Source organism: Beduinella massiliensis, assembly GCF_900199405.1.
Classification (GTDB): Bacteria; Bacillota; Clostridia; order Christensenellales; family Aristaeellaceae; genus Beduinella; species Beduinella massiliensis.
On record NZ_LT963430.1, the window covers coordinates 3,760,027 to 3,773,358 of the forward strand.

13 protein-coding genes are annotated in these 13,332 nt (G+C 59.3%); 8 read left to right on the forward strand and 5 right to left on the reverse strand.

Features of this window, described 5'->3' with window-relative positions:
* Nucleotides 1-125 precede the first annotated feature (125 nt).
* Nucleotides 126-818, reverse strand: coding sequence for a VTT domain-containing protein (locus C1725_RS17925; RefSeq protein ID WP_102413053.1), 693 nt, complete (start codon nt 816-818; stop codon nt 126-128).
* A complete protein-coding gene (locus tag C1725_RS17930) occupies nt 808-2,055 on the reverse strand; it encodes a glycosyltransferase family 2 protein (RefSeq protein ID WP_346026817.1) in 1,248 nt (415 codons plus the stop codon). The genes C1725_RS17925 and C1725_RS17930 overlap by 11 nt, the downstream gene beginning before the upstream one ends.
* Between C1725_RS17930 and C1725_RS19545 the strand changes: the two genes are divergently transcribed.
* Nucleotides 2,039-2,278 carry a hypothetical protein gene (locus C1725_RS19545; RefSeq protein ID WP_346026818.1) on the forward strand — a complete coding sequence of 80 codons (240 nt, stop codon included), beginning with the start codon at nt 2,039-2,041 and terminating at the stop codon, nt 2,276-2,278. The two genes, C1725_RS17930 and C1725_RS19545, sit on opposite strands and share 17 nt — an antisense overlap.
* Here the strand turns inward: C1725_RS19545 and murA are convergent.
* Nucleotides 2,253-3,515, reverse strand: coding sequence for a UDP-N-acetylglucosamine 1-carboxyvinyltransferase (gene murA / locus C1725_RS17935; protein WP_102413388.1), 1,263 nt, complete (start codon nt 3,513-3,515; stop codon nt 2,253-2,255). The genes C1725_RS19545 and murA overlap by 26 nt on opposite strands.
* A 299-nt stretch (nt 3,516-3,814) precedes the next feature.
* Nucleotides 3,815-5,041 (reverse strand): HD domain-containing phosphohydrolase, encoded by a 1,227-nt coding sequence (locus tag C1725_RS17940; protein ID WP_102413055.1) that lies wholly within the window; start codon nt 5,039-5,041, stop codon nt 3,815-3,817.
* A 372-nt stretch (nt 5,042-5,413) separates the two neighbouring features.
* On the opposite strand from C1725_RS17940, the gene C1725_RS17945 reads away from it, so the two are divergent.
* The 7 genes from C1725_RS17945 (at nt 5,414) to C1725_RS17980 (ending at nt 11,990) form a co-directional block, all read left to right on the forward strand.
* Nucleotides 5,414-5,839, forward strand: a complete 426-nt coding sequence (locus C1725_RS17945) for an SH3 domain-containing protein (protein ID WP_102413056.1) — start codon at nt 5,414-5,416, stop codon at nt 5,837-5,839.
* 277 nt (nt 5,840-6,116) lie between these two features.
* A complete protein-coding gene (locus C1725_RS17955) occupies nt 6,117-7,121 on the forward strand; it encodes a sugar-transfer associated ATP-grasp domain-containing protein (RefSeq protein ID WP_102413058.1) in 1,005 nt (334 codons plus the stop codon).
* On the forward strand, nt 7,118-7,996 hold the full coding sequence (locus C1725_RS17960) for a radical SAM protein (RefSeq protein ID WP_102413059.1): 879 nt from the start codon (nt 7,118-7,120) through the stop codon (nt 7,994-7,996). The genes C1725_RS17955 and C1725_RS17960 overlap by 4 nt, the downstream gene beginning before the upstream one ends.
* Before the next feature lie 25 nt (nt 7,997-8,021).
* Complete coding sequence (locus C1725_RS17965) at nt 8,022-9,026, forward strand: phosphotransferase (RefSeq protein WP_102413060.1); 1,005 nt, start codon at nt 8,022-8,024, stop codon at nt 9,024-9,026.
* Between the two features lie 5 nt (nt 9,027-9,031).
* Entirely contained in the window at nt 9,032-9,991 is a 960-nt protein-coding gene (locus C1725_RS17970) for an aldose epimerase family protein (RefSeq protein ID WP_102413061.1), read from the forward strand.
* A gap of 242 nt (nt 9,992-10,233) precedes the next feature.
* Entirely contained in the window at nt 10,234-11,484 is a 1,251-nt protein-coding gene (locus C1725_RS17975; protein ID WP_102413062.1) for a DUF4147 domain-containing protein, read from the forward strand.
* A 47-nt stretch (nt 11,485-11,531) separates the two neighbouring features.
* Entirely contained in the window at nt 11,532-11,990 is a 459-nt protein-coding gene (locus tag C1725_RS17980; protein WP_102413063.1) for an arsenate reductase/protein-tyrosine-phosphatase family protein, read from the forward strand.
* A 182-nt stretch (nt 11,991-12,172) separates the two neighbouring features.
* On the opposite strand, the gene C1725_RS17985 is transcribed toward C1725_RS17980, so the two are convergent.
* Nucleotides 12,173-13,195, reverse strand: coding sequence for a transposase (locus C1725_RS17985; protein ID WP_102413064.1), 1,023 nt, complete (start codon nt 13,193-13,195; stop codon nt 12,173-12,175).
* Between the last annotated feature and the right edge of the window lie 137 nt (nt 13,196-13,332).

The following is a 13,332-nucleotide window of genomic DNA, read 5'->3' on the forward strand; positions in this document are numbered from 1 at the left end:
CCTACATTGAGCCTTCCCGCGGAGCGGGAAAGCGGCTGCGGCAGTCATCATGAAATGGGTGTTTTACGATTATACCATGAATCCCCTTTTCATGCAAGCCTGCGCCCCCAGCCGCTTGGAGCAATTTACTTTTTCTCCCTCATCAGTTTATGCATGAGCCGCTCTTCTAATACGTCCCCGTATTTCAAACCGAAGATCATCAGCGCGACCGCGCCCAGCACGATCAGCGCCCAACCCCACAGAGGCATGGAGATCGCCCCGCTGCCCACGGCGGACGCCACCACCAGGCCCCAGGGCCGCGTGACGAGCGCGATGACGAAAAATCGCATCGTGCCCATGCCGGAAAGGCCCGCCAGAATGCACAGCAGGTCGTCCGGAAAGAAAGGCAGCAGCAGGGCCAGGAACATGAACGCGTCGCGCTTCTTTTCAATGACGGGCATGTACTTTTGAAGCGTCTTCTGATTGACAAACCTTCGCACGAACGGTTCGCCCAGGCGCTTGGCCAGGGTGAAGACGATCAGCGAGCCCACGACGACCGCGGAAGCCCCCAGCAGGAAACCGGGCCAGAAGCCCAGGGCCAGCGCCCCCGCGGCGGTGGACACGTTGCTCGGAATCGGCGCGATGATGACCGTCATCAGCTGCAGGACGAAGTATACCACGCCCGCCGCTGCGCCAAAGCCCGCGATCCACTCGCGCAGCTCTTCTACGGAGCCAAAGCGCTCCCAGACGCCGGAGCGGTAAATGGCTACTCCGGCGGCCAGGACGAGTACGGCGACGATGCACCAGATCAGAATGCGGCGAATAAGCTTAGAGTTCATCCTTCGCGCCTCCCACAACGCTCTGCACGTTGACCACGCGGCTGTGCTTGATCGGATCCCACTTAGCCTTCGGATGCAGCAGCGTAACGAGATTGACGGGAATCCAGGTCATGATGAAGATCGGAAACGTGACCGCCGCGAGCAGGTACATGCGCACGTTCTTCTTGCTGAGCGCAATCCCCCAGATTGCCATGCACACCTGCAAGAGATAAGACAGCAGCCCGGAAATGAGGCTGAAGGCGACCAGGAACACGCCGGAAACCACGCCCGGGTACAGACCCACCGCGATGTCGATGCCCATGAGAACGGAAACCACCATGAGCAGCACCTGCATAAAGGGAGCGCTGATCATCATCAGCATGTCGGAGCAGGCGAGGCTTCGGCGTCTCACGATGCCGGAGACGAGGCCTTTCCAATAAAATCGAAGGCATTCGTAGCAGCCCACGGACCATCTTTTGCGCTGCTTGAGCGAATCCCACAGCCCCAGAGGCTGCTCGTCGTAAAAGACAGCTTCCTCCGCGTAGGCGATGCGAACGCCCTTGATCGCGCACATCGTGGAGAACTCGATGTCCTCCGTCAGCGACTTCACGTCATAACCGACGATTTGAAGCGCCCTGCGGCTGATGAGCAGACCCGTGCCGTTGAGCACTGCGGAGGAGTCGATGTTCATGCGCGCCTTGTGCACGAACGTATTGAGCAGCCAGTAATAGATGGAAGTGTCGCCGCTGATCCAGGTGTCGCCCGGGTTCTTGCTGTCCCGGTTGCCCTGCACGACCTCGTATCCCGCGCACATCGCGTCGTTCATGCGCTGCAGAAAATCAGGGCACGCGAGGTTGTCCGAATCGAACACGACGAACGCGTCGTAAGAATCGTCCTGCGTCAGCTGCGAGAAGACCTCGCGCAGCACGTCTCCCTTGTTCTTCACCGCGTCGCTGATCGAAAGCACCTTCGCGCCGCGCGACGCCGCGATCTCGGCCGTACGGTCGGTGCAGTGGTTCGGCGCGACAAACACATCGAACAACTCGCTCGGGTAGTTCTGCGCGCGCAGCGTCTCCACGAGCTGGCCGATGACCGCTTCCTCGTTGCGCGCGGGCAGCACCACAGCCAGGCGCTTTTGCGCGGGCGCATAGGGGATGCGCCCCTTCTTCTTGAAGGAGAACATGCCCAGCGCTACAAAGTAGCAGGCGTAAACGAGCAGCGGAATCCCTACGAGGGTATAGATGATCGGTCGTATCATGGCCGAATCCCCCTTATCAATCATTTTGACGGTCTTGACGCCCAGTATTCACCGTCTGAAACCCGCGTTCCTGCGCGCCTTGCAAATCCTCATGCAATTCTCATCTGTTTCTCATCTGCCGTCAGGCGTCCGCCCCGTCATCATCAAAAGCCGCATGGAGCCGGCAGTAGGCCGTGCGCCACGCGGCGGTATGTTCTTTAAATCTCCATCTGCGCGCGGGTAATTTTCGCGCCGAGGAAGGAGAGCTTTGTCTCCAGGTGCTCGTAGCCACGGTCGATAAAGTGGGTATTTCCGATCTCGGTCACGCCCTCGGCCATGAGCCCGGCGATGACGAGCGCCGCGCCCGCGCGAAGGTCGCTGGCGTAGACCGGCGCCGCCGACAGGCCCGGAACGCCCTCGATGATCGCCACACGGTCCATGACGCGCACGTGCGACCCCATACGCTGCATCTCCGCCAGGTGCTTATAGCGCTGCTCGTAGATGTTTTCCGTCACCAGGCTGGTGCCCTTGGCGGTGGTCAGCAGCGCGGTCATGGGCTGCTGCAAATCGGTCGGGAAGCCCGGATATACCTGCGTCTTGATGTTCACCGCGCGATGCGCCCCGATGGAGCGAACGCGGATCGCGTCGTCCTTCTCGTCCACCTTTGCGCCCATCTCCAGCAGCTTGGCGGAGAGCGCCTCCATGTGGGTCGGGATACACCCGGTGATCGTCACATCCCCATGGCTGGCCGCCGCCGCGATCATGAGCGTTCCCGTCTCGATCTGGTCGGGAATCACCGCATAGGTCGAGCCGTGCAGCCGTTCCTGCCCGCGCACGCGGATGATGTCAGTGCCCGCGCCCTTGATGCGCGCGCCCATGCTGTTGAGGAAGTTGGCGAGGTCCACGACGTGCGGCTCCTTCGCCGCGTTATAGATGACCGTGTTGCCCCGCGCGCGGCAGGCAGCAAGCATGGCGTTGATCGTGCCGCCGACGGTGACGATGTCCAGAAAGACGTCGCCGCCGACCATTCCCTCCGGTGCTCTGGCGTGAATGACGCCGAAGCGCTCCTCCACCTGCGCGCCCAACGCGCGCATCGCCTTGATGTGCTGATCCACTGGCCGCGGGCCGATGTCGCACCCGCCGGGCAGGGGAACCTCCGCCCGCCCGAAGCGCCCGAGCAGCGCGCCGAGCAGATAGGAAGAGGCGCGCATTCGGTGCGACAGGCGCTGCGGCACCTGCCAGCAGCTTACGCCGCGCGGATCCACGCGCATGACGCCGTCCTCGAATTCGACCGTTGCGCCCAACTCCGTGAGCATCTGGATGAGCACGTGCACGTCGTTGATGTCCGGCAGATTCTCGATCACGCAGGGCTCGTCAGACAAAAGCGCAGCGGGAATAATCGCCACCGCGGTGTTCTTTCCGCCGCTGACGCTGACGACGCCCTCCAGCCGCTGCCCGCCCGTAATGAGCATTTTTTCCATCGTGGACATGCCGTCTCTCCCATGAAAACCGCAGATGCGGCAGAATAATGATAGCCTAGCATCTTATTATACACATTTTTATACGCGTATGCAAGCTTTGCCATGGGCCAGGCTCGTTTTCCCATGAATCCCCTACGCACCGTGGGTTCGGCGGTCGCCGATGCCCCTGAAAAACAACGGACTGGGGCGCGGGCCGCAACGCAAACGGCGTTTAACCCTTGGGAGGTCATGTCCCCCGCATCCTTCGGAAATCCCACGCGTCCGCATGAGGCGACGATATAACAGCGCAGAACGGCGGGTCAGGTCGTCCGAAGGGACTGGTTTTTGCGCGCCACCAGCACGTCGTATTCACGATGGATGCCGTGGTAAATTTCAATTACGGGATTGCAGTGGGCTTGTACCTCCTGATAAATCTGATCAAAATGCTCCGTAAAGACGCGCACACACAGGGCGTCGATCCTGCCTGCCTCCGCCTCTTCCCGCAGAATGCTCAGCGTCCGCTCCCTTGAGAAAGCCTCCTTATAGCTTCGGGTGCCCAGCAGCGCGCTGGCCATGTCCGCTACCGCCACGATGCGCTCCGCCGTATTGAGCGCATCGCCGCGCAGTCCGCGTGGATATCCGGTTCCGTCCAGCTTTTCGTGATGGCGCAGCGCGATATTGGCCGTCACCGGGTCGAGCACACCGCCGAGAATTTGCTCGGTGATATCCACATGGGTACGCATAATGCTCATCGCCTGCGCGCTGAGCTTTCCGGGAAACTCGAGGATCTCCACCGGAATGCCGACCTTGCCCAGGTCGTGCAGCAGCGCGCCGTACCAGATGCGGTGCAGCCATTCGTCCGCCAACCCCAAATAGCGGGCGATTTCCACGCTGATCCGCGTGGTGGTAATCGTATGCGTCACCGTATGCGGACTGCGAAAATCGATGGCATAAATGATCATCCTGAGGTAAGCCTCGCGCTGCGCATCGCTCAAATCGAGGGCAAATGCAGTCTCTTCCGGCAGGTCCTCCGCCTCCAGCGCGCGAAGGAAAAGCGAAACGACGGACGGATCAAAGCGCTGGGCGTATGGCCCCTCAAGCAGCGCACGCACCGACGCCCGGCCGGCGCCCTCATCGACCATGAAAATATCCGCCCGGTCCGCGATGTTCAGCATCTGGGCGATTTCACGGCATTCCGGCTCCAGGCCGCCTAGAAGACGCACGTTCGCGTGATGAAAAAGCACAGCCTTCGCCCATCGCTTCAGCGGAGAGAGCTGCTCTAAAAAGAGGCATCCGTAAATCGAATGCTCCCAAACATCCTGAGATTCAAAGCGAACCATCTGATCGATTTCTTCTGTCTTGTAGGCCCCTATATCGTGGAGCAGTGCGAGAAGGCAGATTTCCTGCCGCTCTTTTTTACCGTATCGTCCCTGCACCGTCAGCATTCGCGAAACGGTTCGCGCAACCCGCTCCCCATGATCGACCAGGCGCGGATCCACCTGGTTCAGGGTACGGCAAATCAGCCCGCCGACATCCTCTGAAAACATTCTTCATTATGTCCTTCCCGCCTGCGTACGACGCAATTCTTACCTATTATAAAAGGATAAATGCGAAAAGGCAAGAACCTTTCCTTCGCGGACGCCAAATCTTTTGTTCTGGATACGTAGGCCATCCCCCCTTTGCTGCGTTAAAGCAGGCAGTATGCATGGCGTTTTTAAACATTTTATATATATTTTGCACTTAGTCGTTGACAAATATTGAAAATTTCTTTATACTCAACAACATAAGAGACGCAAGAGCCGCAAATATGCTTCTGTCAGACGCACCATCGCGCCGTGCCGCCTATCGCGTCGCCGCAGAGGGCCTTGCGTACTCCGGTCCCTTTTGCACAAACGACAAAGAAAAGAAGGTACACAAGCATGATTACCAAGTACGTCAACACGCCCGTCAACCAAACGGTCAACGTCCGCAAAGAGCCGAACACAGATGCCGTCATCCTGCATCGCTTAGAGCGTGGAACGCCCGTATCCGTCGAACCCTTCAATCCGGAATGGGACCGCATCCACGCCCCATGCTCGGGCTTTATCATGAAAAAATTTCTCAGCAGGGTGTCGCCCGACGCGTTTGACGATCGCCTGCTGGTCGATGGCTATGCAAATACGGTAAGCGGACACCTCAACCTGCGCGAGGGGCCGGGCACTGAATACGACGTGGTGGCGTCCATTCCGCATCTGGACCGCCTGCAATACATCCCGGTCAGCAGCAACTGGCTCCCCGTAAAGTATAAGGGCATCTGGGGCTATTGCAGCAGCAAATACGTCGGCGCGGGCGTTTTAAAGGGCTGATTTGACGGACAATCGTCCTATTTCAGAGGTCCTGACCGGCAAAGCCGGTCGATACGATTTCATATGAAGGGGAAGCTTCCCCCTTCATGCATCCCCTTTTACAAGACGATACTTTGTTGAGGGTCTGGGGGCCGCAGCCGCGGCCCCGTTTTTTCGTTTTGCTGATCACCGCCTCTTTCTTCTTTTTTCTTCCAATCGCCGTTTTGTTTGACAGGTTCTTTGCAAATGGATACAATAAAGGTGAAAATGCGGAAAAAGGATTGAAGGGGCGAAAGCCATGAGCAAAATCAGCTATATGGTAAAGCGCGCGGCGCGTATGGATTACGGCGCAATGATGAAGACCGCGCGGATGCTGCACGAGAAGACCGGCAAGCCGACCTGGTGGCTCCTCGCGGACATGATGCAATGCGCCGTCCGCTACAACGCGGGCTACATCGACTATAAAATCGCGGAAATGTACCGTCTGACGCCCGCACAGCGCAGGACGCAGATCACGCGCGGCATCTCCAACAGCATCGTCGCGCGCATGAACGACAAGGAGTTCTGGCACTACTTCGACAACAAGAACGAGTTCAACACGCTCTTCGCGGATCAGGTGAAGCGTGCCTGGCTCAATTTTCGGGATGCGACGCCCGAACAGTTCCGAGAGTTCGTCAAGGGCAAGGGCCCGCTCATCTGCAAGCCGCTGGACGGTTCCAGCGGTCAGGGCATCCTCAAGGTCACGCCCGAGCAGATGCAGCGTCCCGACGCGCTGTACCTAAGCCTCAAGGACGCGGGCATCGGCATCGTGGAGGAATGCGTCGTGCAGCATCCCGACCTCGCCGCGCTGTGCCCCACCTCCGTCAACACCCTGCGCATCGCGACGCTCCTGGGCGATAAAAAACAGGGCGTCGTCTACGCCTACATCCGCATCGGCAACGGCAAGGTCATGGACAACGTCGACTGCGGCGGCATGGCCGCTCCCATCGACCTGAACACCGGCGTCATCCGGGCCGTGGGCGCAAACAAGTCGGGGGAAGCCTACGAATTTCACCCCATGACCGGCAAGCGCATCCCGGGAACCGCCATTCCTTATTGGAAGGAGGCGGTCAAGATGTGCCTGGACGCCTCGCGCGTCGTGCCGCAGGTGCGCTTCGTCGCGTGGGACGTAGCGATCACCCCGACAGGCCCCGTGTTCATCGAAGGCAATTCCTTCCCCAGCCACGCCATTCCGCAGTTTGCCGCGCACTTCCCGGACGGCATCGGCATCCTGCCCCGCTTTGAGGAGTTCATCGACCTATGATCTGTGACATCTGCCCACGCCGCTGCCATGCGGAGCGCACGGATACTTCCGGCGCGGGCCGCTGCCGCATGGCGCTCACCCCCCGCATCGCCCGCGCGGCGCTGCACGTCTGGGAGGAGCCCTGCATCAGCGGCACGCGCGGCAGCGGCGCCGTCTTCTTTTCCGGGTGCAATCTCGGCTGCGTCTTTTGCCAGAACTTCTCCATCAGCCACGGCGGCGAAGGGGTTGACGTTTCACCCGAGCGCCTGGCGGGCATCTTTCGTGAACTGGAGGCGCTGGGCGCGCACAACATCAACCTCGTCAACCCGACGCACTTCGTCCCCGCCATTTTAAAAGCCCTTTCCCTTTACAGGCCGCATCTGCCCATCGTGTACAACTGCGGCGGGTATGAGTCCGTCCAGACCCTCCGCTCGCTCGAGGGGATCGTAGACGTCTATCTGCCCGACTTCAAGTACATCGACGCGGACGCCGCCCGCGTCTATTCGGACGCCGCGGACTATCCCTCGGTGTGCCAGGCGGCCCTCGTGGAGATGTGCCGCCAGACAGGCCTGCCCATTTACGACGATTCCGGTCTGATGACGCGCGGAACGCTCGTGCGCCATCTCGTGCTGCCCGGGCTCGCCGGGCACTCCATGCGCGTGCTCAACTGGATCGAGGAAAATCTGCCCAAGGGTACGCCGGTCAGCCTGATGGGCCAGTACACGCCCTGCGGCGAGGCGGAAAAGTATCCCGGCATGAACCGCAGGCTGAAGAAGCGCGAATACGCCAGCGTTCTGGCGCACATGCGGGCCATCGGCCTTACGGAAGGGTACGCTCAGGAAATCGCCGCCGCAGACAGGGCGTTCATCCCCGCCTTCGACGGCACGGGCGTATGAATCCGTACACCTGAAAGGACGACACATGTTCAGCAAAAAGAAGCGCGATCCCGCGTACGTCTCCCGGCTTGAAGCCTTTCTCGCGGAGCGTTACGCGCTGCCCGCCTGCCGCGTGACGCCCTGTGACCGCGGTTTCTACGGCGAAACCTGGCGCGCCGAAAGCCAGGGGCGGTCTTATTTCGTCAAGGTCGTCTGCTATCGTCTGCACATGAGCGACTACATGGAGAGCTTCCGCGTGATCGAATACCTGCGTGCGCGGGGGATTACGCACATCAGCGAACCCGTTTGGGACGCGCAGGGGCACGCGTTTAACCTCTTTGAGGATGGCGTGCTCGCGGTCTTCGCGTTTGTCGAGGGCGTGCACACCGAGGACTACCCGCTGGAGCCACTCTTTGCCCTGCTCGCGAGGCAATACCAAGTGGACGCAGGCGAGCTCTCGCCTATCCGCACGGAAAGCTTTTCCTGCGGCACGCTTCGCGACTTCCGGCGCGAGGCCGAGCGGCTCGCCCACAGCGAAATTCCCGAGTCCGCGAAGATGCTGGACCTGCTTATCCGCCGTCGGGACGATCTCGCGCACACCGCCGCCTTTCTTCGCCGCGCCGCCGCCCTCTGCCGGGGAAATAAGGACGCCTTTTGCATCACCAGCGGCGACGTGGGCGGCAACGTCATCGTACGCGAGGGAAAGATGACGATCATCGACTGGGACAGCCTGATGCTCGCCCCGCCGGAGCGCGACCTGTGGTTTTACATGTGGTCGGATGAACAGATCGAACTGATCGACCGCGTGCTCGAGGAAAACAGCTTTCCTTATACGCTTCGCCCGGAACGGTACGCTTTTTATGCCTGTTCGCAGCATTTCTTTTATATGACGGAGTACATCGAGGCCTTTTTCGATTTCCCTGACGCGCGGGGGGAAGCCCTCGCCCTGTTCGCATCCTATCTCGCGGATACCATGGTGCCGCGCGCGCTGCAAAAGGCGGAAGCGCTGCTGAACGCCGCCCCCAAAACGGAAGACAACAAAAAGGAGTGATCGCCATGTTTACGGTATCTCAGGGGCACGAGCTCACCCACCACCTGCCCATCTGGACGCTCGAAGGCGCCGGGCACGTCGTCAAGCTGCTGCCCGAGGCGGGCTTCAACCTCTATTACTGGACTTACGACGGCGGCGAAATGCTCATGGAGCCCACCGACATCCGCGAATACGGCAGCAAGTACGGCATCCCGCTGCTGTTCCCGACCCCCAACCGCATCCGCGACGCGCGCTACACCTGGAAGGATCGGGAAATCCATCAGGTTAAGCGCGGCGTGGAGGTGCAGCGCCATGGCCTGGTGATGACAGAGCCCTGGGACGTGCGCTGCGAAGCGAGGGAAGACTGTGCAGTGGCTGTCGGAACGATTTCCATCTACGAGGGCAGTCCGCTGTTTGAGGGCTACCCCTTCCCCTGCCGCCTGACAGTCACCTACACGCTGCGGGCAGACGGGCTGCACCTTTCCGTGCGGGTAGAAAATCTGGGCGGCGAGGAGATGCCCTTTGGTTTCGCCATCCATCCTTACTTCTCCAAGCGCGGGGACGCACGCAAAGCCTTTCTCACAGCGCCCGTACACCGCGTGTACGAGACGGACGAAAACCTGCTGCCCAGCGGCGTCCTCACCGACGTGTCCGGTTCGGACAAGGACATTTCGGACGGACTGCACAGCGTCGAAAGCCTCTATCTGGACAACGTCTTCCGGGGCATGACGCAAGACCTGTGCGCGCAGGTCGTATACGAGGGCGTGCATCCGCAGCGCGTCACGCTTCGCGGTGGGGACGCCTTCCGCAACCTCGTCGTCTTTACCCCGCACGACCGGCCCGGCTTCTGTCTGGAGCATCAGACCTGCGCCACGGACTTCATCAATCTGTACGGCAAGGGCCTGATCGACGAATCCTCCATCCTGATTCTGCCCGCCGGGCAGACGTTTGAAAGCTTCGTCGACCTCACCGTGGAAAACCTGTAAGAAAAACGACGCATTGGGCCGCCGCACGAAAAACGTGCGGCGGCCTTTTGATTCATCTCAGCAACATCCTGATTCAAGAGCCATAGATTTGAATATTTTCTGAAAGTAGCGCGGAACTCTTGACGGATGGCGTTCCCTCAAGGAAAGCTTTTTTCCCTGTGCACGCTTTGCTGGGGATTGACAACCCACGCCGTGACCGGTATAGTGGGGGCAGCTTTATTTTCTTGAAATGAGGGGATCACATGTGCACACAAATGGTAGGGGAAATGCGGACAATCTTCCGGGAAAGCATCGACGCCGTGCTGCCCGAAGCGGCTGTGCGCGATGCGCTTTGCGCGCATCCGGTGAGCGGTGCTGTGACGCTGGTCGCCATCGGCAAGGCGGCGTGGCGCATGGCCGCAGCCGCCTATGAAATGCTGGGCGAGCGTGTAGCGCGCGGCCTCGTCGTCACGAAGTACGGCCACAGCATGGGCCCTATCGGCCCGCTCGAAATCATCGAGGCCGGTCACCCGGTTCCCGACGAAAACAGCGTGCGCGGCGGGCAGCGCGCGCTCGAACTCGCCGACGCGGCGGGCACGCAGGACGTCGTGCTGCTGCTCGTCTCGGGCGGCGGATCGGCGCTCTTTGAATCTCCGCTTGAGGGGGTGACCCTCGGCGACCTCGCGGATATAACGCGCAGGCTGCTCGCCTGCGGGGCGGATATCGGACAGATCAACACCGTGCGCAAGCATCTGTCCGGCGTAAAAGGCGGCCGCTTCGCGCAGCGGTGCGCCCCTGCGCGCGTGATGAGCATCGTGCTCAGCGACGTGCTGGGCGATTCGCTGAGCGCCATCGCCTCCGGCCCCGCTTACCCGGATACCACCACCAGTGAAGAAGCCATGGCGATCGTAAATCGGTATCAAATTCCGCTGAGCGACGGTATGCGGCGCGCGCTCGAGGGCGAAACGCCCAAACAGCTTGCCAACGTCACCAGCGTAATCACCGGCAGCGTGCGCAGGCTCTGCGAGGCGGCATCCGAATCCTGCCTCCGTCTGGGCTATGTTCCCCACGTGCTCACCACGACCATGGCCTGCGAAGCGCGCGAAGCCGGCAGCCTGATCGCCTCTATGGCGCGCGAGATACGCGAGGGGAATTCCTGTTTTCAGCCCCCCTGCGCACTGATATTAGGCGGCGAAACCGTCGTGCACCTGCGCGGCGACGGCCTCGGCGGGCGCAATCAGGAGCTCGCGGCCGCCGCAGGCCTTTGCATCGACGGGCTTTCGGGCGTATGCGTGGGTTCCTTGGGCTCCGACGGCACCGACGGACCGACGGACGCCGCGGGCGGCATCGTCACGGGCGATTGGGCCGCGCGCTGTCGGGAAAAGGGGCTTTCCATCGAGGCGTATCTCGACGAAAACGATACCTACTCTCTGCTCGATGCGACGGACGCGCTGCTCGTGACGGGGCCTACGGGCACCAACGTGAACGACGTGGCCATCGCGCTGATCCGCTGAACGCCTATCCACCCGAAAAAATCACCGGAAGAAAAGGGCTGTTTTGAATGACCCGCATCCTGTTCGTCTGCCACGGCAATATCTGCCGCTCGCCGATGGCGGAATTTATCCTGAAAGATAAGGTCGCCGCGTGCGGTCTCGAGGATTGTTTCACCATCGCCTCCGCAGCAACCAGCCGCGAGGAGATCGGAAATCCCGTCTATCCGCCTGCGCGGCGAGAGCTCGCCCGCCACGGCATTTCCTGCGCAGGCAAGCGCGCGGTGCAGGTTCGTCCTGCCGACTACGGCGCTTATGACCTGCTGATCGTGATGGATGGGCAAAATCTGCGAAACCTCCTTCGCATCACCGGCGACGATCGCGACGGGAAAATCCATCGTCTGATGGACTTTACGACGCGCCCCGGCGACGTCGCCGATCCCTGGTATACGGACGACTTTGAAACCTGTTACCGCGACATTGCGGAGGGCTGCGAGGGGCTGCTGCGGCAGATTGGCAATAAAAAATGACGTGACGGTATAATAAGGCGGTGTTGCAGATTAAAAAAATCTGCAGCACCGCCTTTGTTGTACTCTTTTATGGCCACAACGCAGCCAATTTCAGCAAATAATCGAACAGCAAACAGACGTCCAACACAATCGTGTTTTTAGGGCGTCTGTTTTTTATGAGTAAAAACAGTTTTTCTGGGAAATCAGAATTTCAGCAGCGCTTTGGGACGCAGAAGATGCGTTTTCTGCCTTTGGGCGTTGCATTTGGAAATGTGCTTACGGATGTTCTGTGAGAGGGCAAGAAGGCATAACTCCGTCATCACCTTGATATGACCACCGGTCAAAAAGCGCTTGAAATTGCGGTTATGCTTGAGTTGACCAAAGCTGCCTTCTGCCTGAATGGAGCGGTTCACTCGAAGCAGTTTTCCTTCCTCAGATGTGATTCGTTCCAGTGAAGCTTTGCGCAGATGTTCCATTTCCCAGCAGACAACCAGTTCTTTTTGCTTTTCGGGATCCTTGGCTTTACAGCATGCCGCACGATGTGGACACGCACAGCAATCCTCACAGCGATAATGCGCCAATTCTTTCCGGGAACCGTCTTTTTCCTTTTCGGTTGTTGTCGAAATCCGCACCAGCATCCTTCCGGCTTTGCACAGGAAATAGTCCCCCGGTTCGTAATATGCCATGTTCTCTCTGCGTCCGATCTGCGCCTTGAACTTTTTCTCTTTTATGGCTTCGTAGTTATTGGGCTTGATGTACGCCAGCTGCTTGTTCCCTGCCAGATGCCGGTAGTTGAGCAAGCTTTCATAACCCGAATCCAGACAGACTCTTTTGTAGATATCCTTCTGCCATTCTTCCATGGTTTTCAACAGGATGGAAAGCGTTGAATAATCCGTTCTGGCCGAAAAAACTCCGATTCCTGTGATGTATTCGCTGTTGACTGCAAACTGTACGTTGTATCCCGGCTTCAACTGCCCGTTGCGCATATGATCTTCCTTCATGTGCATGAACGTTGCATCCGGATCTGTTTTTGAAAAGCTGTTTCGCCCGTCTCCCAAGGTCTTGAGCTTTTCTTCATAATCCATCCAACGCCGAACAAGCTCTTGAACCTCGTCCCGTAAACGTACAATCGTGGGTTTATGATGTCCGCGGCCTTTCTTCACCTCGATATTCGCTTGGGCAATCTCCCGATTCAATTCATCCAAATATGCCTGTGCCTTTTTCATCGTCGTGTATCCATGTTCTTCCGTTCGGTATTTTTTCAGCTTCTCTTTGATTTTCTTCAGTTCCCGTTCTACTCTTTTTCGCCACACGAACGTATATCGATTCGCTTTGCTCTCGATTGGACTGTATCCAGTTGAAC